General features: G+C 52.1%; 16 protein-coding genes and 1 pseudogene. 3 read left to right on the top strand and 14 right to left on the bottom strand.

Annotation, left to right across the window (positions count from 1 at the left end; translation table 11 throughout):
* Window positions 1–677 (bottom strand): annotated as a pseudogene (locus tag H8S75_RS24805) (hypothetical protein); the annotation flags it as partial.
* 312 nt (window positions 678–989) lie between these two features.
* On the opposite strand from H8S75_RS24805, the gene H8S75_RS24800 reads away from it, so the two are divergent.
* A complete protein-coding gene (locus tag H8S75_RS24800; RefSeq protein ID WP_187023816.1) occupies window positions 990–1895 on the top strand; it encodes a DUF2156 domain-containing protein in 906 nt (301 codons plus the stop codon).
* An 87-nt stretch (window positions 1896–1982) separates the two neighbouring features.
* Here the strand turns inward: H8S75_RS24800 and H8S75_RS24795 are convergent, their stop codons facing one another.
* From H8S75_RS24795 to H8S75_RS24765, 7 genes are all read right to left on the bottom strand, one after another.
* Entirely contained in the window at window positions 1983–3386 is a 1404-nt protein-coding gene (locus tag H8S75_RS24795; RefSeq protein WP_187023815.1) for a glycoside hydrolase family 5 protein, read from the bottom strand.
* Window positions 3387–3402: 16 nt separating this feature from the next.
* Window positions 3403–4947 carry a sulfatase gene (locus H8S75_RS24790; protein WP_243270442.1) on the bottom strand — a complete coding sequence of 515 codons (1545 nt, stop codon included), beginning with the start codon at window positions 4945–4947 and terminating at the stop codon, window positions 3403–3405.
* Between the two features lie 23 nt (window positions 4948–4970).
* On the bottom strand, window positions 4971–7217 hold the full coding sequence (locus H8S75_RS24785) for a glycoside hydrolase family 3 N-terminal domain-containing protein (RefSeq protein ID WP_187023814.1): 2247 nt from the start codon (window positions 7215–7217) through the stop codon (window positions 4971–4973).
* Window positions 7218–7236: 19 nt separating this feature from the next.
* Window positions 7237–9282 (bottom strand): beta-galactosidase, encoded by a 2046-nt coding sequence (locus H8S75_RS24780; RefSeq protein ID WP_187023813.1) that lies wholly within the window; start codon window positions 9280–9282, stop codon window positions 7237–7239.
* 5 nt (window positions 9283–9287) lie between these two features.
* Window positions 9288–10130, bottom strand: coding sequence for a carbohydrate ABC transporter permease (locus H8S75_RS24775; protein ID WP_117633008.1), 843 nt, complete (start codon window positions 10128–10130; stop codon window positions 9288–9290).
* 18 nt (window positions 10131–10148) lie between these two features.
* Entirely contained in the window at window positions 10149–11033 is an 885-nt protein-coding gene (locus H8S75_RS24770; protein ID WP_187023812.1) for a carbohydrate ABC transporter permease, read from the bottom strand.
* A gap of 77 nt (window positions 11034–11110) precedes the next feature.
* Window positions 11111–12379, bottom strand: a complete 1269-nt coding sequence (locus H8S75_RS24765) for an ABC transporter substrate-binding protein (RefSeq protein ID WP_055659043.1) — start codon at window positions 12377–12379, stop codon at window positions 11111–11113.
* Window positions 12380–12513: 134 nt separating this feature from the next.
* Between H8S75_RS24765 and H8S75_RS24760 the strand changes: the two genes are divergently transcribed.
* Together H8S75_RS24760 and H8S75_RS24755 are read left to right on the top strand one after the other, a co-directional pair.
* Window positions 12514–14031 (top strand): sensor histidine kinase, encoded by a 1518-nt coding sequence (locus H8S75_RS24760; RefSeq protein ID WP_187023811.1) that lies wholly within the window; start codon window positions 12514–12516, stop codon window positions 14029–14031.
* Window positions 14032–14087: 56 nt separating this feature from the next.
* Complete coding sequence (locus H8S75_RS24755; RefSeq protein ID WP_187023810.1) at window positions 14088–14786, top strand: response regulator transcription factor; 699 nt, start codon at window positions 14088–14090, stop codon at window positions 14784–14786.
* 283 nt (window positions 14787–15069) lie between these two features.
* Here the strand turns inward: H8S75_RS24755 and H8S75_RS24750 are convergent, their stop codons facing one another.
* The 6 genes from H8S75_RS24750 to ftsE all read right to left on the bottom strand — a co-directional run bounded on the left by H8S75_RS24750 (window position 15070) and on the right by ftsE (window position 23353).
* Entirely contained in the window at window positions 15070–15996 is a 927-nt protein-coding gene (locus tag H8S75_RS24750; RefSeq protein ID WP_187023809.1) for a nucleotidyltransferase family protein, read from the bottom strand.
* A 121-nt stretch (window positions 15997–16117) separates the two neighbouring features.
* Window positions 16118–19825 carry an ABC transporter permease gene (locus H8S75_RS24745; RefSeq protein WP_187023808.1) on the bottom strand — a complete coding sequence of 1236 codons (3708 nt, stop codon included), beginning with the start codon at window positions 19823–19825 and terminating at the stop codon, window positions 16118–16120.
* Window positions 19826–19842: 17 nt separating this feature from the next.
* On the bottom strand, window positions 19843–20502 hold the full coding sequence (locus H8S75_RS24740) for an ABC transporter ATP-binding protein (RefSeq protein ID WP_051079379.1): 660 nt from the start codon (window positions 20500–20502) through the stop codon (window positions 19843–19845).
* A 91-nt stretch (window positions 20503–20593) separates the two neighbouring features.
* Entirely contained in the window at window positions 20594–21478 is an 885-nt protein-coding gene (locus H8S75_RS24735) for a hypothetical protein (RefSeq protein WP_187023807.1), read from the bottom strand.
* Window positions 21479–21741: 263 nt separating this feature from the next.
* Window positions 21742–22647, bottom strand: coding sequence for a cell division protein FtsX (locus tag H8S75_RS24730; RefSeq protein WP_187023806.1), 906 nt, complete (start codon window positions 22645–22647; stop codon window positions 21742–21744).
* Complete coding sequence (gene ftsE, locus H8S75_RS24725) at window positions 22637–23353, bottom strand: cell division ATP-binding protein FtsE (protein WP_187023805.1); 717 nt, start codon at window positions 23351–23353, stop codon at window positions 22637–22639. The genes H8S75_RS24730 and ftsE overlap by 11 nt, the downstream gene beginning before the upstream one ends.
* Window positions 23354–23382: the final 29 nt, after the last annotated feature.

The following is a 23382-nucleotide window of genomic DNA, read 5'->3' as shown; positions in this document are numbered from 1 at the left end:
GGACGTGGTGGCTGCGGCGGACGTGGTGGCTGCGGCGGACGCGGTGGCTGCGGCGGGCGCGGTGGCTGCGGCGGACGCGGTGGCTGCGGCGGACGTGGTGGCTGCGGCGGACGCGGTGGCTGCGGGCCGGGTGGCGGGCCCCACGGCGGTGGTCCCTGCGGCGGGCGCTGGCCTGACGGTGGGCGCTGGCCTGACGGCGGGCCCCATGTCATCGGAGTCTGCGGTACTACCTGCTGCATTCTCCAATCCGCATCCTGGGTGTTCACGCTGTTTACCTCGTACACTTCTACTTCTTCCACCTCTTCTACCGTTTCCGCAGTCTCTTCTCCCGGCTGTTCCGATGTATTTTGCAGTCCAAGCTCTGCTCCGTTTATAACTCCGTCCTCCAGAATCTGGCGGCATACGGAATCGCACACCTGATTCACTATCAGGCGGTCCGGAAATTCATCATACAGCGGACTGTTTTTATAATCCAGACGATCGCAGGCTGCCATCACATATTCCTGAATCCGCTTCATATGTCCCGGATACATTCCCTGCAGATACTCTAAATCCTGTAACATATGTTCCCTCTGCATCTTCGGCAGATTCTCCATAGCGCTTCTGTCTCCGTACAACATATACGGCTCCAGCACCTGGAAGTTATTCCCATAAGTATGCTCTAAATTATCCTGCACAGCGGTTATCACTCCCTGCTTCTTTCTATACATAACCATCTTATGCGTATTTTATCGAGATGTGATGGAAAAAACGAATTTTTTCCTGTTGCTTCTCTGTTTGCCAGTATTTTCGCCCCAACGCCTCCAGGGACAGGCCGGTCTGCCGTTCTGAATGATCTGCCATAAAAAAGTACTGGATTTCATCGCACTTTTATCTTATAATGGCCTTTTGGAAAATCAGGCTGTCCACATAATTACAGAATGGCAAATGTCTTATCTGGAAATGATAGGAGAATAGCAAGAACATTGAACGATAAAGTGAGGAAATATATGGAACTGCAATTTAAAGATCTGGACTCCAGCGCGCTGAAAACGCTGGCCCCCCTTTTTACCTTCAGAGAAAACAAGACCTGCGACAGCGTATTCTTAGGCCTTTTCCTCTGGAAAGATTACTATCAGGTACGTTACGCGGTCGGAGATGATAATACAATCTTCCTTCGTATTGCCGCGGATGGAAAGGAGTACGCTGCCCTTCCCATCTGTAAAGCGGCCGACCTGTCCCAATCCTTCGGCGTGCTGAAGGACTATTTTAACCAAACCCTGGGATTAAAGCTAAATATCTTCCTGGCCGACGAGGCCGCTGTCCGCCTCCTGAACCTGCCGGAGCACGAATTCGATGTCGAAGAACTGGAGGATGCCCGTGACTACTTATATTCCGGAGATGCCCTTCGTTCTCTCGCCGGCCGAAAGCTGCACAAGAAGAAAAATCTGGTCAACTCCTTCGTCAGGACCTGGGAGGGACGCTTCGAGTACCGCAGGCTGACCTGTGCGGAAGGCTCCGAGATCAAGAGTTTTCTCGCACGTTGGGGTGTCGCCAGGGAAGAACGCATGGAAGGCCAGCTGGAGCATGAGATTCTGGGCATCCATGAGATTCTTCGCTGCTGCTCTCTCCTCGATATCACGATGGCTGGAGTCTATATAGACGGTACCCTGGAGGCATTTACCATCGGCAGCTACAATCCCCTGGAGCAGATGGCTGTCATACACATTGAGAAAGCCAATCCTGAGATAAAAGGGCTGTACCAGTTCATCAACCAACAGTTTCTCATCCACGAATTTCCCGACGCTGTCCTGATAAACCGCGAGGATGATCTGGGTGATCCCGGTCTGAGGCAGGCAAAGCTGTCCTACTGCCCCGTAGACTTCGCCCGCAAATACAGAATCCGCCAGCGATAAATACCACCGCTGAAACCAAAGGACATGTATGCGGCGGACCAACGGTTTTCTTTTTCCGCGGTCCGCCTCTTTTTTCGTCTTTCTGCTTTAGTTTCTTCCATTGGAGAAACAAGAAACCGCCCGGCCGTCACCCCTGGTCTCCCTCCCGCTCTCCTTAAGTGCTTTGGCGTAAACAGCCAAAAGCTTCTGATACTCTTTATAATAACCGCAGTTTTCAAGCAGAAAAGATTCCGGCATACGACGGATTCTCTCCCATCCCCAGGCCTGAAGCTGCGGTTTTAACAGCTGTTCCTTCTGAAGCGTATACAGAAGCGCGCGCTGGCGGAACTGGAGCCTGTATTTCAGCGCCTCATCGACCTCCCCCGGAAAGAGAGCACACATGGTCTCCACCAGAGACTTCCCCATCTCCATTTCCCTGTAATGGGTCCATTTTCTCCGCATTTCCCCTGCAAAGCTCATCCATTCAGAGTCATCCCGCGGATATACCAGCCCCATAAACTGCGCATCCTTATAGCACCATAAGGTCCAGGATACGCCATACCGGCAGAATAAGCCCAGCGTGTCCTCCACCATCTCCATCACATGCTCCAGGCTGTGCCCCGCAATGTCGTACCCGGCCTCGCCGCAGAGCAGCGGACGGTTAAAGGGCAGCAGGCCGTCAAGCATAGTACGGAAGCGCTGTTCAAACACCTTTTGCCTTTCGCCCCGCGGATAACCCGGATCACATAAGTCTGCCTCCCAAACGGTGGGATAAAAATGGAAGGTCAGCGCAGTCTGCTCATCTCTGATTTCCTTTAAACAGGAGAAATCCATGGCAAAGGAATCCCCCTCCAGGAATATAATATGGTTCTCATCCACCTCGCGGACCGCAGCCGTCACCTTCTCATAAAACTGCTGAAGCTTTCCGTCCGCCGCCGGCATGAGAAACGGCTCGTTTAAAAGGTCGTATCCCAGCAGATACGGCTCATCCCTGTAACGGGCGGCAATATCCCGCCACAGGGATATGATCTGCTCCTGAAATACATCGTAATGCCAGAACGCAGGCGTTCCCGTCTGATTATCAGAATGCCAGTCCGGATTCTGCCCGCCCGGAACGCTGTGCAGATCCGGGAGAAGATAGATCTCATACTTGCGGCAGAATCCCAGCAGACGGTCAAAATAGCGGAATCCCTCTTCTTTCCGCAGCTCCATATTCTGATCATCCAGAAACAGTCTATAGTTAAACGGCACGCGAATCAGGTTGATGCCGGTATCCTTCAAAAGCTTAAAGTCCTCCTCCGTACAGAAGGAACAGACGAAATCATCAAAGAACCGGGCCGACTGTTCCGGTCCGAAAACCTCTGTAAAAGCTTCCTTCATCTGTTTTTCCGGCGTTGGGATTCCAAGCATAAAGTGTTCCAGATTCAGCCAGCTCCCGATGCCCAGCCCGGCGAACCGGATGCTCTGTCCCTGATAAATAAATTCATTTCCCTTTACTCTTACAAATTCCATAGTTCCTCCTCGGTTTTTACTCACCTGTTTCCTGTCTCCAGCCAAATTCCAGCTTCTCCATCTCTTCCAGCAGCCGTTCTGTAAATCCCCTTTCCGACAGCCCGAGGCGCTCATACTGTTCCAACGGTGCCTGGGCCTCTTTCATTCCCGCGGCCAGCTTCCTGCACATGGCCGCCTCCAGCTCTTCGTCCTCTATGGGATGCTCCTGGGCGTAGTCCTGCTCAAGATCGAAGAGGCAGGAGTCTTTAATAAAGCTTAAATCCCCCATACAGTCCGTTTCATTGTGAACCGGTATCCGGTAAACCGGGTATCTCGTATAGGGGAGAAAACGCCCCATTTCCATTTCCAGAGCATACTCCTCACCGAAGAACCGGCACAGCGTCGTCGGCATGGCACAGTACTGGTAACACGGCTTATTGTCCGGCGCCGCAGGCGCCCGGAAATACGTATAGCGGCCGTCGTATACATTGACCGCACGGCCGAACCAGCCATAGATTACCGCTTCCCTGGAAGGTGTATGCCTGAGAATCATCTCTGACAAATCCCAACCCTTTACGGTCTCCGGAACAGGAACAGCGTGGTGCTTCAATATTGTCGGCATCAGATCGATGTTCTGGGTCAACTGTTTTCTATACTCTCCGGCACATTCTCCGTGAGGCATTTTCACGAAGAGGGGGATGTGGGCCATCTCATTATACGCGTGCATATAATTTTTTCCGGTAAATCCGTGTTCTCCCAGCATATGACCGTGATCCGTGGTCAGGATCACCTGGGTATCCTCATACAGCCCATTTTCCTTCAGGGCATCGAGGAAACGGCCCAGCCACCGGTCCGCCATGGTCATGGTGGCCAGATAGCATTTCCGCAGATGGCATACTGCCTCCTCCGGTTCTGTGACAGGTGCATACCCCGGCCAGTTGAACTCCTTTCCGCTGTAATCATCCCCATACAGTTCATGGTAGGCGTCCGGTGCATCAAACGGTTCATGAGGGTCAAACGCCTCAACCATCAGAAAAAAATCATCCGCTCCCCGGTTCTCTTCGGCCCAGCGGCAGGCGGACAGGAAGGTGGCCGGAGTCGGATACGTCTTCTCCCCCCGCGCATATTCCTGCCGGTTTAAAAGATGCTGGACCGATTTGCGGCCGTATGCCTGCGGCTCTCCGAATGGGGGATTAACCCTCGAAATCCAGGGATCATTCTCCTGGCCGCGGTGGTAGTCCCAGGTATCGAACAGGGAACAGTAGTTTTCCCCACCCAGTTCAAAGTAATGGGCATGGTCCGTGGTAATGTGGGTGTAGACTCCATGTTTCCGCAGTTCCCCCTGAAGCGTCCGGTCGAAGGGCTCCATTCCTCCCCACCCGCGTTCCAGGAAATTCATGCGGCCGGTAAAAATATCCCGCCTGGCAGGCATGCAGGGGGCGGAGGCAATAAAATGATTATCAAACCGGACTGCCTCCTTTGCAAATGCATCCATGCACGGCGTGATTCCCACCGCATTTTCATCATAGGATTTTAAAAATCTTCTGTTTAATGTATCCATAAGGATCAATACGGTTCTCATGGTTTTCCGCTGCCTCCTGCCTCTCAAGTATTTTCTGATGCTTCCTGTTTTTTCAGCCGGAGTGGCGCAGAATGCTCCGTCCTGCTGTCCGTTCCGATGAAGACGAGAAATGCCCCCGCCTCGCTGTCCCATAAGCCCGGTTTCTGAAAGAATTTCAGATGGTCTTCCCCGATGGAGAAAGCCACTTTTGCCTCCTCTCCCGGCTGCAGTGTGAAGCGCTTCAAGCCCTTCAGCTGCTTCACCGGCCTCGCTGTGCTGCCGGTTACATCGCGGAGATAGAGCTGAACCGTCTCGGTTCCTTCCCGTTTCCCTGTATTTTTTATGGTCACAGACGCCTCGATCTCTTCTCCCGGCATCAGCTCGTTTTTGCTCAGACGGACCTCAGAAAGCTCCATGCTCGTATAGGTCAGTCCATACCCAAAGGAATACAGCGGATCGGCGGGTATGTCCTGATACCTGGAGACGTACCGTTCCGGCTTTCCCTTTCGGTAAGGCCGTCCCGTCATCAGGCTGTCATAATGGACCGGTACCTGCCCCACACAGTAAGGAAAGCTCATGGGAAGCTTTCCCGATGGCGTTCTCGTTCCGGTCAGCACATCGATAATTGCCCGGCCGCCTTCCATACCTGGCATCCACACAGAAAGCACGGCTCTGGCCCGCTCAGAAATAAAGCGCAGATCGAGAGGCCGGCCACTAAATACCACTGCCACTACATTGGGATTTACTTCGGAAACTGCGCGGAATAAGTCCTGCTGGATCTTTGGAATCTCAATAAATGCCCGGCTTGCGGCTTCCCCTGACTGAAAGCAGTGTTCACCGAGGGGCATGACCACCACATCGGCTTCCTCTGCGGCCTTTCGCGCTTCCTCCCTCCAGCGGTCTGTCTCTTCCTGCGTCGCACCGGAGGGCTTATACCGGTCAAAGCCCTCCAGCACCGTCCCCGGATCCAGCACGGGACAGCCGGTATGGTACATCACGGACCAGCCGGCCAGTGCTTCTTCCGCCGCCGCCCGTATGGTCTTTACCGCCCCGGTCTCGGCGCCTCCCGTAAAGGACCAACTGCCCAGCATATCCTGAGAATTGGTGTAGGGACCGATAAATGCGATCTTTTGATTCGGGGAAAGAGGCAGGATGGCAGCCTCATTTTTAAGCAGTACGAAGGATTTCACCGCCGCTTCATATGCCAGCTTCCGGTGTTCTTCACAGAGAGACGTGCGGGCTTCCCTCGCCTCGTCGGCTCCGTGGAAGGGATCCTCAAACAGTCCCAGCCAGTTTTTAAGCTCCAGAACTCTCAGGACACTTTCGTCGAGAAGCGCCTCATCCAGTATTCCGTCTTTAACCAGTCCGACCAGATACTCCGGATATACACCGGACATCATATCGATATCGACTCCCGCTTCCAGCGCGCGACGCGCGGCATCCGCCCCGTCTTTGGAGACACCGTGAACCACCGTCTCTCCGATCGCCGCGTAATCCGAGATCAGTACGCCGTCAAATCCCATTTCACCGCGCAGAATTTCCCGGAGCAGCGCTCTGTTTACGGTTGCGGGTATCCCGTTCACCGTCTGAAAGGCGGTCATAGCCATTCTGCTTCCGGCCTTTACGGCGCTCTCATAGGGCGGCAGATAGAATTCATGAAATGTCCCATTGGAGAGCTCCATCGTCTGATATTCCCGCCCGCCTTCCGGCGCACCGTATCCCGCGAAATGCTTGACGCAGGCGGCCAGAAAATCCGTTCCGCCCTGCTGTCTCTGATAGCCTTCCACCATTGCCTTCGCGTACAGACTGTTTAGATACACGTCCTCACCCGTGGATTCCATCACGCGCCCCCATCTGGCATCGCGCACCAGATCCACCATAGGAGAAAATGTCACATGGAGCCCGCCCGCCGCCCCCTCTTTTGCCGCCATGGCCGCACAGTCGCCTGCAAATTCCGGATCGAACATGGCGCCCTGTGCCAGCGGAATCGGATAGATAGTCTTATACCCATTGATGATATCCAGCATAAAGAGCAGGGGAATATGGTGCGGCTGTCGTTCCATATACGCGCTTTGAATTCTTTTTATATTGGCTGCTCCATAGACCCCCAGCACAGAACCGGCCAGATGGCCGTAGCTTTTCCTGATCCTGGCATTCTCCTCCGCCTCCGGCCCTGTCTGTTCCAACACTTCCGTGCCGTCAAACCAGTCGCCGGTTACCTGAAAGAGCTGTCCTGCTTTCTCCTCCAGGCTCATATCATTTAACAAATCTATTAGCTGTCTCTGCTCCATTTTCCTGTCCTCGCCTGTATTATACAAATACTTTCACCAGCATAACCCCCGCCGCATCAACCGCAAACACCTCTCCTCGACAGATCTCCCTCCCGCTCAGCAAATCCTTTCCGCTGACAGAGACCGCCAGCTCCTGTTTCTTCCCGGAATGGTTCAATAGAAACAGGTATTCCACGCCGTCTTTTTTCCGCACCGCCATCTCGATTCCCTTTTCGGATAAGGCGGCCGCCGTTTCCACCGTATCATGGGAGGCTGTTCGCATCCCCTTTTCCTTACACACATCCGTGAATAACCTGAGATAGAATTCCTCTCCAGACCGTGTTCCAACGTAATATGCCAGACCGTCTCCGTACCGGTTCCTGGTGATAACGGGCGTGCCTGCATAAAAGTCCTCCCGGTAACGGGCAAGCACCTCCGCCCCCTCCGTGTGCATAATGTCGCACAGCAGTCCGGCCGGATAGGTTTTCCCTTCATAGCAGAAGGAATTCCGCTCCGTTTCCGGCAGGGAGTCGGTCTCTTCCACCCAGATTCCAGTGAGTTTTCTGAGTTTTCCCGGGTAACCACCCAGAGTAATCCGGTCATTCTCATCCACATATCCGCTTAAATAAGAAAAAACCGCTGTTCCTCCGGCTCCAACGAATTCCTCCAGCCGCCCGGAGACGCCGTCCTTCACCATATACAGAAGCGGAGCGGCAATCAGTTCATATCCACAAAAGCCGTCCTCCATTCCGATTATATCCACCGGAATATGAAGCTTTGAAAGAGCCCGATAGTAATTCTGAAGCTCCTCCAGATATTTAAGCCTCACGCTGGGACCTGCCGAGCACTCCAGCGCCCACCACGTATCCCAGTCAAAGATCAGCGCCGCCTTTGCCGGAACACGGGCTCCGACCACCTCTTTGCCCAGTGCCTTCAGTTCCATTCCAAGAGCCTGACACTCTTTAAACACACGGGTATTTCCATGGCCTGCGTGGTCGATGACGGCCCCATGAAACTTCTCACAGCCCGCTCTGGAGCGCCTCATCTGGAAAAACATCACCGTGTCCGCCCCATGGGCCACGGCCTGATAGCTGAGGAGCCGCATGACGCCGGGGCGTTTCAGGCGGTTGTCGTTCAGCCAGTTGCAGGTACTGGGCGTCTGCTCCATCAGGAGGAAGGGCTGGCCATGTTTCAGCCCGCGCATCAGATCATGGTTCATGGCAATAGCGGCAGGATCGGCCCCCTCCGCCGGATAGTTGTCCCAGGAAATGACATCCAGGCTGGCCGCCCATTTCTTATAATCCAGCGGCTTATACGCGCCCATGAAGTTGGTGGTGATGCAGGCATCCGGGATCTGCGCCCGGATGGCTTCCGCCTCCGCCCGGTAATTGGCCAGCATGCTGTCCGAATTAAACCGTTTGTAGTCCAGTGTTATGGCCTGATACATGCTTCTGGCTTCCTCGAAATGTTCACTCACCATGCTGGGAGCCACGATCTCATCCCAATCATAGAAGGTATGCCCCCAGAATCTCGTGTTCCACAGTCGGTTCAGATTTTCAATGGTTCCGTAACGCTTTTTCAGCCAGACACGGAACGCCTTCTCGCAGTTTTCACAGTAGCACGCGCCTTCATATTCATTGCTCACATGCCAGAGCACGATATTCTTCTGTTCCCGGTAGCGCTCCGCCAGCTTCCCGGCCAGCCGCTTTGCATACTGCTTAAATACAGGGCTGTTGGGACAGGAATTGTGGCGGCCTCCGAATTTTCTCCTGCGGCCTTCAAAATCCGTTCTCAGGACCTCGGGATACCGTTTGGCCATCCACGCCGGATGAGCCCCGGTGGAGGTGGCCATACAGATAGCCATCCCCTGTTCCGTCACCCGCTTCACCGCCGAATCCAGCTCTGCGAAGTCATACGCCTCCTCTGACGGCTGGAGTGACGCCCAGTTGAAGACATTCAATGTCACCACATCGATTCCGGCCTGCTCAAGGAGTTCCATGTCCTGTTTCCATATATCCGGCGTCCACTGCTCCGGATTGTAATCTCCGCCATATAAAATCTTCGATACCTTATCAGAAAATGCCATACGTTTTACCCCTTCAAACCGGAGAATGCGATTCCTTCCACCAGATATTTCTGCCCCACAATGAAGATCAGCAGCATCGGAATCAGGGCACACACCGTGCCTGCCATAATCAGGCCGTACTCCGAGCCGTACTGGGTACGGAAGGATGCCAGGCCGATCTGAATGGTTCTCAGCTTATCGGATGTCAGGTAAATCATCGGAGCCATATAGTCGTTCCACATAAAGTTAAATGTAAACACGACCAGCGTCGCCAGCCCCGGCTTACACATGGGAAATACGATCTGAGAATAGATCTTCAGTTCTCCGGCCCCGTCGATTCTGGCCGCCTCGGACAGTTCCTCCGGAATTCCCATCATGAACTGGCGGAGTAAAAACACACCGAACGCGCTGAATATATTTATCAGGATCAGGGACCAGTGAGAGTCGTTCAGTCCCAGGGTCTTAATGATTAAGAACTGCGGTATCATGATTGCGTGCCACGGAACCATCAGCGTTGCCAGATAGCACAGGAATATCTTATCCCGGCCAGGATACTGCATCTTGCTGAAGGAGTAGGCTGCCAGGGAACAGGTGATCACCTGGCCGGCGGTGACGATCACCGCCAGTTTTAAAGTATTTAAATAGTATGTAACGAACGGAATGCGCTCGCATACCTCCGCGTAATTGGACCACCGGAATACCTCCGGAATCCATTTGATGGGGTAGGCGAAAATTTCATTGTTATTTTTAAAGGAAGACGAAAGGGTCCAAACAAACGGGATAATCATGCAGATTCCCAAAAGCAGCATGACCACAAACAGAATGCCGTTTGATACCTTCGTCTTTGTTTTATACGATTTTGTCATCATTTCTTTTCCCTCCCCGGTTTACATGTAATTAACCCATCTCTTCTGTCCTCGGAACTGAATCAGGGTTATAACCATGATGATGATGAACAGGAAATATGCCATTGCGGACGCATATCCAAACTGCAGCTTCTGGAAGCCCTCCTGATAGATGCGGTAAACCAGAACATTGGTGGAGCGCCCCGGTCCTCCCTGCGTCATGATATTGACCAGATCGAACACCTGGAAGGAGTTGATGATGCTTAAAATGGTGACCATGAACATGGTCGGGGACAGCATGGGCAGCGTGATTTTGAAGAACTTTTCCACGCTGTTTGCACCGTCGATGGAGGCTGCCTCATAGAGCTGGCTCGGTATGGACTGCAGGCCGGCCAGTATGATGATCATGTAGTACCCCGCCTGTTTCCAGATGGCGACCACCATGACAGAGCCCAGCGCCGTCTTCGTCGCGGACAGCCACTGCGGCGGATTTGCCACGCCGAGGGCCATCAGCACCTGGTTTAAAGGTCCCTGGGTCGGGTTGAAGATCATGGCCCAGACTATACCGACCGCAACCATAGAACTGATGTTGGGGAGGAAGAACATGGTCTTAAAGAGACTGCTTCCCTTAATCCCCTTATTGACACCCACGGCCAAAAGCAGCGCGAACACGATGGTTCCCGGCACCGTCACCAGAGTGTAGACCAGATTGTTCTTCAGCGATACCGTGAAATATTCATCGTGGAACATGTCGATATAGTTTTTCAGCCCCACAAAATTAAACTGGCTGAATCCGTTGTAATCCGTAAAGGAAATCACCAGCCCCATGATGATGGGGAGTGCCATAAAGACGAAAAAGCCGATGAAATTCGGAAGGATGAAGAGATATCCTTTTATGTATTTCCTAATCTTATTATTCTTTTCCATATCCATATCCTCTCTAGCGCGTGTCGGTTGAACACATATGGGGAAACAATCAGATCTTCGATTGCTTCCCCAACAGATTATTTACTCATGATGTCCTGTCTCTGCTGCTCAAATTTATCCATGGTCTCTTCCAGCGTCTTTTCCCCATACAGATACAATTCCGCATTCTCTGCAAATGCAACCTTTAAATCATTGTATTTCTCATAAGAAGGCGCCTCCGGAATCTTCTTGGAATTAAAAGCTACAGAAGATACGCTTTCCTTGCCGACCACCTCGTCAAATGCATCCTTGGCCGCATCGCCGCCGTACGCCGGGAGCATGCCGTATTTCGGAAGAACCTCGGAACCGCCCTCACCGCATAAATATTTTAAGAAATCATAGCTCTCCTGCGGGTGTTTGGCATCCTTTGGAATCGCCGCGAACTGGAATGCCCCCCAGGTAGCGCCGGGGTCCGCGCCCTCCGGAACCGGAAGCGGAGCAACTTCCCAGTTGACATCCGTCTTGCCGTCTTTTTCGTCTGTCATCAGCATATTGATCAGCCACTCGCCGTTGGGAAGCATGGCCACTCTGCCGTTTTCAAAGTCGGATAAATACTGGCTGTCGTTGGCCTTTACCTCTGCTAACGGTACGTGGGACTTATCTTCCAGGAAGAATCTGCCCAGGGTAGCCAGCCCGTCCTTTACCGCAGAGATGTCGTCGTCATTTAAGTAAACGCCCTTCTGGGTTCCGATACACTGGTAGATATTCCAGTCCACCCAGCATCCGCCGTACTTCGTACCGTCTCCGCTTGTCAGCTGTTTTGCAATATCCCCATACTGAGACCACGTCATCTGTTTCGACATGTCAATGCCGGCCTCTTTCATAATATCTGCGTTATAGAACAGCATCCAGCAGCTGGATCTCATGGGAAGTGCGGTGATCACGCCATCCGGATAGCAGGTATCCCACATGGAACCAAACTTGCTGATATCCAGGTCACTGTTCTTCACCAGATCCGTGATATCCAGCATGGCGCCCGCTTCCTTAAACTGCATAACCTGGTCCAAAGAACGGACATTGACTAAATCTGCGTCGCTTCCCGCGGACAGCATGACCTTCAGCTTGTCGTCGTACGTCTCGTTCGGCATACTGATCACTTCCACATTGACACTGTCCTGGCTCTTGTTGTAGTTGTCCACAATCTCTTTCGTGTAGTTTTCTCCATCGCTCCAGATATAGAACTTTAAATTCACTTTCTCACCGGAAGCCGCCTCTGTGGCCGCTTCTTTTCCCCCGCTGCATCCGGCCAGTGTTCCCGCTGCCAGTGCCGCTGCCAGTAGTACCGCGCTCAATCTTCTTAACTTCATTTCAAATCCCCTCCTGTTTTCTGATACCCATACGATATCACGTATTCTCACCCCCGGACAGGTTGAAATTTTATCCTCCTTTTCACCGGGAATGATTTGTGTTACTATTTAGCCATGGAAGGGAGGGGTAAACTATGTTCTATCTGCTGTTATTACTGTTCATTCTGATCCTGTTTACACTGGTTCAGAGGCTGAAAGGTAATCATGATTTTCTCATGATTCTTATTCTGCCGTACTTCGCAGCGCTCTGCAGCATCATTCTCTACGTTTCAAAAGATACCTACTATTATAATCTTATTAAGGATTATTTTTACCTTCCCGACTTCCTGTGGAGATGGCTGTTCTTCATCGATATTGGCAAGAGCAACATCATTCGGATTATGAATGCCTCCAGCTTAAGCATCTTAATCATCAGCGTTTATCTCGTCTTCCATTTTTACGAGCCTTTTTCCCTGCGGGTTCAAAAGGCGGTTAAACGGGTTGTATGGATCTACTGCCTGCTGCAGTTCATTCTCTATGATCCCTATACGAATTTAAAGGCCTACTACTTCTTATACCCGGCCCGTCTGACGGTGCAGCAGTACCTTTATTTAGAGGACAGAATATATGCGGTCACCCACACTATCAATACTGCGGTCATTCTCCTGTGCTTCCTGGGGCTCCTGGCTGCGTTTATCAAGGCACCAAAGCTGAAGCTGTTCCGCTATAACCACCTGTTTCTGGCCATCAGCTACGCCACCCTGGCGTTTGTATACATTTACTTTATCTCTTCCTCGCCGGACTTTTATTTAAAGGTTTCCAGAATCGCAGGAACTTATTCCTACCGTTCCCTGCAGCTCGGAAGCAATGCCTTTATTTACCGGGCGCTGCCCTATATTCTGGTACCGGCCGCGGCCGTCATAACCTACTGCGCCTACATGCTGACACGGCTTTCCGGCCAGGCCAGTCTCAAGGAGCTAAGTATCTCCAAAGAAATCAGTTCCTCCGAGACGACATCCAAGATCTTCTGCCACTACATTAAAAATGAGATTCTGGCCATCCAGTCCGAGGTGGAGACGCTGGCCTTAAACGCAGAGGATGGGAATGAGGTAAAGGAGACGACGGACAGCATCCTGAAGCGCTGTCAAACGCTCTATGGAAGGATCGACGAAATTCATCGGAGCACCAAGACCAGCGAGCTGAGCTTAAAGCAGTACTCTCTCCAGACTCTGATCCGGGAGACGCTCGCCATCTTCTCCCATGAGCTGGAGTCCATAAATGTCCAGCTGAACCTTCCGCCCCAGCCAATTCTGGCCATGGTGGATCCGGTCTACATGGAACAGGCGCTTCACAACATCATCAAGAACTCCATCGATGCCATGGAGGACACACCGGACGATAAAAAGGAGCTGGCCGTTACGCTCGGCAGCTCCAGACAATGGATTGCGATTGACATCAGGGACACGGGAAAGGGCATATCGAAGGAGAATTTAGAAAGCATCTTTCTCCCCTTCTATTCCTCCCATCCCTATTCCAAACACTGGGGAATCGGACTGACTCTGACCTATAAGGTCATTCACGCGCACGAGGGAAAGATCGTCGTTAACAGCACCCTGGGCGCCGGCACTACCGTGGAGGTCCTGCTTCCGAACATTACACCGGAGCGCGTCTGAAATTCACTGACAATCTGCGGACAGATCCGCCCCAAACAGGAAAAGAGGTTTCATTCATGGAAGAAAAGATAAAAGTACTTATTGCAGAAGATGTGGCCCCCATCCGCAAACGGTATGCGGCGGTCTTAAAGAAGTGTCCCGCGATCGAGGTCGTGGCCGACGTGGGAACGGGAGAGGAGGCATGCAAAGCCGCCAGAAAACTGAATCCCGACGTCATTCTCATGGACATCGAGATGGAAGCCAAAGACGCTGGAATCCGCGCCACAGGAGAAATCCTGGCCGAGATGCCAGATATCAAGATCATTATCCTGACAGTCTACGAGGAGGATGAACTGGTCTTTTCCGCATTCCGCTTAGGCGCCTGCGACTACATCTTAAAAAACGCCTCCAATGAGGAGATCGTAAACGCGGTCACCTCCGCCTACAAAGGCCAGTCCCCCATCCGCCCGGAGATCGCGGACAAAATACGCAGCGAATTCCGCCGGGTCAAGACCTATGAAAGCAGCTTTCTCTTCATGCTCAACATCCTTTCCACCCTGACGCCAAAGGAACTGGACACCTTATATCTGCTCTCCACCGGCTATAACAAACGTCAAATCTGCGAAATGCGCTGCGTGGAGATGAGCACAGTAAAGTCCCAGGTACACAGCATCTTAAAGAAGTTCAATAAGAAGAAAATCTCAGAAATCATCACCACCGAATCCGACCGAAAGCTGCTGGGAAGTATCCTGAACAATACGGAACTGAACCGTTAATCCCATCGCCGCCTTCACTTACAGAGTTACCATACAGTAATCGCCAATCTCCCAAACAGCGAGTTTAGATATATTCTTTTCTGCAGCGAAGCCAGTACACAGCCGAAAAATCGGGGAGCGGTCAGGGGCGGGGGAACCATGTTTGTTTCAGTGTGCCGGCATCTGGATACGAGTCATAAGAAAGTCCGAGCCTGGCGAACACACCTTCCTTTGGTGTGTTCGCCAGGCTCGGACTTTCTTATGGCGAGTAGGAAGCAAGACGGACACGAAAGAATCCCCATACCTAACGAGCAAACAGCTTCTCCGGATAAACGCCGTCTGCTACCAGTTCCTTAATCGCCGCCGCTACCGTCGGCTTGTCTTCCCGGTAAGTAACTCCAAACCACTTATCCGGTGTCTCCAGAACCGTCACGCGGGCACGTCCCGCACGTACAAGACGGTCGATAATCCTCGGAAGCAGATACTCCGTCTTGATGTCGCCTTCCTTCAGGCCGTCTAAAAACACAGGGAATCCGCGCTCCAGTTCCTCTAAAAATGCCGGGGCGAGTCCCCACATATTCATGGACACATGCTGGCCGATCGGCACTTCCACCGGATTGCCGTCATCGTCACGGCCTCTCGCCACATCTCCGTCCTTCTGAAGCTCATACGTCTCGGTTACGTCGACCAGCACACCGTTATCGTCCACCTGGCATACTCCGCGGGTAACTCCGCCGTTCTCACTCAATGTGTTTCCCAGGATAAATCCGCCCATGCAGATATCGAATACCTCTGATTCCGTATCCATCTGATTCACCATGTACTCGTGGATCTTCTTAAATCCCTCTTTTCCATAATAATCGTCCGCATTGATGACGATAAACGGCTCATGGATCACCTGCTTCGCGCACAGAATCGCCTGGCCCGTTCCCCATGGTTTCGTCCTGTCTGCGGGCTTCTCATATCCAGCCGGAAGATCGGTAAGTTCCTGATACGCGTACTCTACAGGGGCAATCTTCTCGATCCGTCTCCCTATGATCTCCTTAAAGTCCTCCTCCAGGTCCTTCCGGATGATGAACACGATCTTGTTAAATCCGGCCTCCAGCGCGTCATGAATCGAATAGTCCATGATAATCTCGCCACTGGGTCCTACCGGCTCCAACTGCTTGATTCCGCCGCCGAACCGGCTTCCGATGCCTGCCGCCATAATCACTAATGCCGTATTTTTCATAATGCTTCTCCTCTGTTTTTGTTCTTTCACAGACCGGAACACCTCGGGCCGGACGCATCCTGCCGGGGTGTTCCCGTCTGTTTTTTTATTAAGTGCCCTTAGTATAACACAAAAAACGTGATTATTCCACACTCTTGAGCGATTCCACCATATCAATTCCCTTCAGCTTATAATACATGACAAGATTTACGAACGCGGAAAACGCATAAGTCATCAAAACACTATATGCGTAGCTTATAGGTCTGATCTGCCTCCCGAACATCAGCATATCCACCTCCACCGTGGTCATCACGTAGCGGTGCAGGAAATATCCCATCACGATGCCAACCATGCTCCCGAGTATGGTAAGCATAATATTTTCCCGGTATACGTAGGCCGCCAGCTCCGGATTGTAAAATCCCAGCACCTTCATTGTCGCAAGTTCCCGCTGGCGTTCGTTGATATTGATATTATTCAGGTTATAGAGCACTACAAAGGCCAGAAGCCCTGCCGATATAATGAGTACCCAGATTACCACATTCAGACTGTCCAGCATATCGCTGATCTGCCCCCGCATCGTGCCGATAAAGGTCACCGTCATCACGGAATCGAAAGACAGAAGCTCCGTCCCCAGCCGGTTCTGCGTCTCCTCATTCAAATCCTTTATATCAAGAAACATGGTGTTATACTCAGGCGCCTTTCCATAGACCTTCTCATACAGAGCCGGTGTCATATACACGTAATGATGAAGATAATTTTCTGCAATTCCTCCCACCACCACAGGATAAAGCACCCCCTCATCCTCCTTCAGATAAATGGTATCGCCTTTCTTTACATTCAACAGCCCCGCCATTTTCTCCGTAATCAGCACGTGGTCGTCATCCAGAGCATACGCCTCCCGGCTCTCCCTGCTGCGCAGGTGGACGAACCGGTCCACCTCCTCCAAGTCCTCCGGAACAAATAAATAGGCTTCCTTTGTCACATCGCCTGCCGAGACATCGAGGATGGTTTCCTCCACCCGGAGCCACGCGTCCACATCTCCCTGGGAGACAAAGGACCGGAGTGCCTTCTGCTCCGCTTCATCCGCCTCGTCGTCTGTCTGTACCAGCACATCGTACGTCCAGATATCGTTATACTGCTTCTCGCCCAGTGTGGAAATGGAGTCATTTAAACCAAACCCCACCAGGAGCAGCGCCATGCATCCGCCGGTTCCGAAGATTGTCATCAGACACCGTTTTTTATAGCGGAACAAATTGCGCACTGTGGCCTTTTGTATGAACTTAAGCCGTTTCCACAGCGGTGTCACGTATTCCAGCAGCACCCGTTTTCCCTGCTTCGGCGGTACCGGCCGCATCAGCGCCGCCGGCGACGACAGCAGTTCCTTGTAACTGGAAAATACGGTTGCCAGAACCGTACACGCCAGAGCCAGACCGGAGGCCAGAAACGCATAATAGAGGTTAAACGGAGTCAGCATAACCGGAAGATTCTCATACAGGATTAAATACGCCGTCATAATGACGTAGGGAAGCAGCTTCTCTCCCGCCGCCGCACCCAGAATGCTTCCGGCCAGCGTGGCCGCCAGGGCGTAGCCGATATACTTGGAGGCAATGCTCCATTTCCCGTATCCCAGCGCTTTTAGCGTTCCGATCTGCAGCCGCTGTTCCTCCACCATACGGGTCATAGTGGTCAGGCTGACGAGAGCCGCCACCAGGAAGAAGATAAAGGGGAATACCTTCCCGATCGCCCCGATCCGTTCCGCGTCGCTGCCAAACTCCACATACGTCTGGATCGCGTTTCTGTCCAGTACGTACCACTCCGGCTCCTTGATATCGTCAATGTCCTTCTGGGCGTCGTCAATCTTCTTACCCGCATCCGCGATCTTTTCCTCCGCCTCCTGCCTGGAATCCTCGTACTTGACCTTCGCCTCCGCCAAATCCGCCTCGCCGTCGTCCAGCTTCTTCTGCGCCTCCTCAATATCCGCCTCACCCTTTGCGATATCCTTCTCCGCCTTTGGAATCTTTGCCTCTCCGTCTGCTATGTCCCGGTGGGCATCCGCGATCTTCACTTCTCCATCGGCAATGTCCCGGTGAGCGTCCGCAATCTTTCCCTCACCATCGGCAATATCCTGTTTTGCATCCGTCACCTTCTGCTCGCCGTCTATAATCTTCTGTCGGGCATCCGCCAGCTGTTCTTCTCCCTCATCCAGCTTGCGCCGGGCGTTTTTCAGCTTCATCTCGCCCTGATCCAGCTTCTTTTTCCCCTTTGCCAGCTCCCTCTTCGCCTTCGCCAGCTCCTTTTTTCCTTCTTTCACGGCCGCGTCACCGTAAGTCAGTTCCTGATAGGAGGCCTGTATCGTATGTACTCCTTCCACCAGAAGCGCCCCCTCACCGCCTGGTATCATCTCCAGATAAGGCGCATACGCATCAATTAAAAAGTCCTCCACCTGGATGCGGCCGATCTCAGAAGGCGTTATATCCAGGGGAATGCCCATGGACAGAAGCCCATTTAAGGCTTTCTTTAAATTCCGTTCCACCTCCGGCGCGTTCTTCCGGTACTCTTTCCAGCCCTCCTTCAGGGTTTCCTGCTGTTCCTCCAGTTCTTCCTTTCCCTCTTCATATTCTTCCAGCCCGATCTCGTAATCCAGCCATCCGTCATCCAGTTCCATACGGGCTCCCGGCAGCTCCTCGTCGAATTTCCTGCGGGCGTCCTCCAGCTCCTGTTCCTTGTCGGCAACTTCCTTCCTGGCGTCCTCCAGCTCCTGTTCCTTTTCCGCCAGCGTCACTTTCCCGTCTTCCAGTTCCTGTTCTTTCTCCGCCAGTGTCACTTTGGCGTCTTCTAACTCCTGCTCCTTTTCCGCCAGCGTCCGCTTTCCGTCTTCCAGATCGTTTTTTGCATTTTCTAAATCATTTTTTCCCTTTTCCAGATCCGCCCGTCCTTTTAAAATGTCTGTCTTTCCCTCGTCGATCTTCTTCTGCGCGTCTGCGATCTGCCGGGCCGCGTCGTCGAGCTTCCGGTCCGTCTCCGCCGTCTTTTCCGTCAGCTCTCTTCTGGCGTCATTCAGCTTTCGGTTCGCCTCGTCTGTCACCTCTCGGTACCGTACGGCAGAACGCGGTTCTGAGAGCGTATCCTCAATCTCTTTCGTTACGCGGTCCATATAGTCCTGGTACTCATCCGAATAGGACAGAAAAGCTTTTCCCTCCTTCGTCTGGACATAAATGTCGGTAAATACCTCCATGCTGAAATTATCAGGTATTACAGCCATAAAAGTATCGAGACTTCCATTTCCGATGGTCGTCGTCCCCCGTTCCAGAGACAGGTACCGGGAAGACATGCCGATACCCACGATCGTAAACGAATCGTATTTCAGCGTGTCGGAAAGCGCATCATCCGTGCCGGAATAGACTTTTACCGTGTCCCCCAGTGCGAACTGTCCCTGATACGCCTTTCCCCTGTCCATCATGCATTCGCCGGCCCGCTCCGGCATCCGGCCCTCCAGCAGTGTAAACTGGTTGATCGATCTGCTCATCGAAAAAATCCGCACAGTCTTCTCCCGGTCCGCGCCTTCGCAGAGTACATCTGTGGTATAGGCGCCTTCCGCGTACTCCGTCTCGGGGAGCTGGCGCACCGCCTCCACGTCATCCTCCGTCAGGCCCAGGGTGCCGACTATGCGGATATCCATCAAATTCGTTTCATCATAATAGGCATCGGCGGACAGCTCCATGTCTGGTCTTGTGGAGCGGATTCCCGCAAAAAACGCAACTCCGAGCGCAACAATAAAAAGAATCGATAAAAACCGGTTCATGCTGCGCCCTATTTCCACCATAAAGTCCTTGCGTTTTGCGTTCTTCATTTAAACACCATATTCCCCTACCACTCGATCTTTTCCACAGAAAGCGGCCTTTCGTTCAGCACAATACTCCCCGTCTTCCCGTTCTTTATCTGTATCACCCTATCAGCCATCGGCGCCAGCGCCGAATTATGGGTGATAACAATCACCGTCATCTTTTTCTCCCTGCAGGTATCCTGAAGCAGCTTAAGGATAGCCTTTCCGGTCTGATAATCCAGCGCCCCCGTTGGCTCATCACAGAGCAGAAGCTTGGGATTCTTCGCCAGTGCCCTGGCAATGGACACCCGCTGCTGCTCCCCTCCGGATAGCTGCGCCGGGAAGTTATTAAGCCGCTCCCCCAGTCCTACATCAATCAGAACCCGCTCCGCGTCGAGGGGATTTTTGCAGATCTGAAGCGCCAGCTCCACATTTTCCAGAGCTGTCAGATTCTGAAGCAGATTATAAAACTGAAATACAAAGCCGATATCATTCCTCCGGTAACCCGTCAGCTTCTTCTCCGAGTATGATGCAATGTTGACGCCGTCCACCCGGATTTCCCCCGAGGTGGCGGTGTCCATCCCTCCGAGAATATTTAATACTGTGGTCTTTCCCGCACCGCTGGGACCCACGATTACCACGAATTCACCCTTCTCTATAGTAAAACTGATTCCGTCCACCGCGTGGATGGTGATCTCGCCCATATGATAGCTTTTTCTCACGTCCTTAAGTTCAACAAACGCCAAAAATACCGCCTTCCTTCTATTTACTTTCTATCATGGAAGTCCCTGCCATTCATGACTCTTCTGAAAATCGGTTGTAATACTCTTCTGCCTGAGCTTCACTCAATTGAAACCTTTTCTGCAGTTTCTCAAGGATCTGCTCTCTGGAAATCCCGGTCTCAATATTATCCTGAATCAAAGCCCGGAGGCCTTCCTCTCTGCCTTCCTCTCTGCCCTTCTGAATTCCCTCATCCATAAGCATTTGTCCAACCAGTGTCATCTGCATCTCCTCCTTCAGCCGTTTGGCATACATTTTATCAATTACTTTATCTGTAAAGGTTAAAATTCCCGCCAGAACCTTTAACTGCTCCTCCTTCTCCGGCAAATTTCTCGCCAGCCCCACTGCCTTTTCAATAGCCTCCTGCTTACCAGTCCTCCCTTTTACTGTCAGAGGCAAAATCATCAATTCCATCATTTCTTCTTCAGTCAGCCGCTGTCCCCATTCTATTTTTCCTTTCAGCCGCCTGTATATCTCATTACTGTCTCGATTCACAAGATACGCCGACTCTACCAGCAGAATCAGCCCCTCCAGATCATATATTTCTTCTGCACATTCCACATCTGCAGTGTAGATAACCACCATCTTCACCCGTTTTAATTGATTAAGTTCTCCGCGGACTGCAAACCTTTTAATCACCCGGGCAATATAATTTAAGTACTTGACGAAATTTTCTCTGTCAAATGACGACTCATAATCGATAATCGCCAGTGACCCATCACTAAGCAAAAATAAATTATCCAGCCTTAATTCATTGCTCTCAATGGCAGGCAGATTCGTCGGCAGAATATCCATGATCTTCAAGTGCGGAAGTCCGAACGCCGCCAGGCTTTTTCCTTTCAGGGTTTCGGCCATCACTTTCGCTGTAACGTCCTTATTCTGATATGCGATTTCACTCATACCGTTCTCCTTTTATTATATTTTAATATGACAACAGATTCAAGTGTATCCATCTTAATTCACCAAACCGCATCACCCGCCTCTATTCAATTTTTTCACTGCATTTGGATAATTTTTTGACTTGTTATAACAGAGATTATCAGATTTTCGCGGACAGAATGTCCGTGCGAAACGATAGATTCAGCATACTACATATATACTCCGGCGTCAATCATATTTTAAGCGGCAGGGAACCTGATCCGGTTATCCTGCCGCTGATTTACTCACTTCTTCAATTTTCCCATTACCGAACAGCCCCCCGCAACTCCCGTCGCCAGCCCCAGAAACACAGACGCCAGCGTCAGTTTCGGAAACACCTCCGACGGCGGCAGAAGACTCACGGCTCCGCCATACAGATTGAGTCCGGCCGCCACCAGCTCCACCCCCCAGCGGTACCCTGCAAACAGCAGGAAAAGAGGGATGCACATTCCTGCCAGCCCCATAACGAGCCCCTCCACCAGAAACGGCACACTGATAAACTCTTCCCTGGCCCCCATCAGCCGCATGACCCTGGTCTTCCCTTTCTGAGACTCAATACCGACGGAAAGGGTATTGTGAATCAGCAAGATGGAGATCAGGAGAAGAATCGCCGCGCTCCCAGCAATCAGCCTTGATATGACCGTCTTGATACGCAGCAGCGCACGCACCGTATCCGCCGAGTGGGTCACCTTGCGGACTCCCTCCAGACTCTTCACATACTCCACGAAGCCCTCCTGCTGTTCTATCCCTCCGATATAAACCTGATAGTGATTGGACGCCGCCAACGGGTTATCCCCATCAAAGATTCCATCCAGCAGCTCGCCATCCTTGAAGTAATCATTTCGAAAGCCCTCCCAGGCGTCATCCGCGGAAGTATAGACCGTTCTCACGACCTCCGGTCTCTCACGGATTAACCCCCCGATCTCCTCCACCCGTTCGGGTGCTACCGTCTCCTCAAAGAACACGGCCACATAGACCTCTTCTTCCGTCTTCTGCAGCACGCCGTCCAGATTTAAGACTGCGATATAAAAGATGCCAAAGAGAAAAATACACGCCGCCATAGTAAGAACAGAGGCCGCCGTGTAAACCTTGTTATGCCATAGATTTTTAAAGCCCAGCCGGCATAAATACAGCCATGTCCTAAAAGCCATACATCAGACCTCCCCTGCTGTTATCCCTGATCACCTTGCCATACCGCAGCGCGATCTGACGCTTGTGCATGTATTTCACCAGCTCCTGGTTATGGGATACCACCAGCACAGTCGTACCCTGACGGTTAATTTTCTCCAGCAGGCGCATAATCTCTTCCGCGTTCTTCTGATCCAGATTTCCCGTAGGCTCATCGGCCAGAAGAAGGACCGGCTGGTTTACCACCGCCCGCGCCAGGGCCGTCCGCTGTTTTTCCCCGCCGGAGAGCTGTCCCGGATAACATCCGGCCTTTTTCTCCAGGCCCACCTGGCTTAAGACCTCCATGACCCGGTTTCGCATACGTTTATGGTCCGCCTCGACGACACGCTGGGCAAATGCCACATTTTCGTAGACTGTAAAATCCGGAAACAGGCAGAAATCCTGAAATACCATGCCGATATACCGCCGGTAACGGCACACCTGCCGCTCCTTCAGCTGCCTCAAATCGATGCCGTTCACCACGATATTTCCCTGGTCCGCCTCCGTCTCCCTCAGGATCAGCTCCAGAAGCGTCGTCTTTCCGGCTCCGCTGTTGCCCACCAGAAAGACGAATTCCCCCTTTTCAATCTGAAGGCTCACATCGTCAAGGGCTTTTTGCCCCGTTCCATATGTCTTTGTCACTCTGTCGAATAAAATCATGGTGTTATCCACAGTACTCCTCTTTTCCATCACGGTTATCCACGAAATCAAATACCTTT

The organism is Hungatella hominis (assembly GCF_014288005.1).
Lineage (GTDB): Bacteria > Bacillota > Clostridia > Lachnospirales > Lachnospiraceae > Hungatella > Hungatella effluvii.
This window is presented reverse-complemented; position numbering and strand designations above follow the sequence as displayed.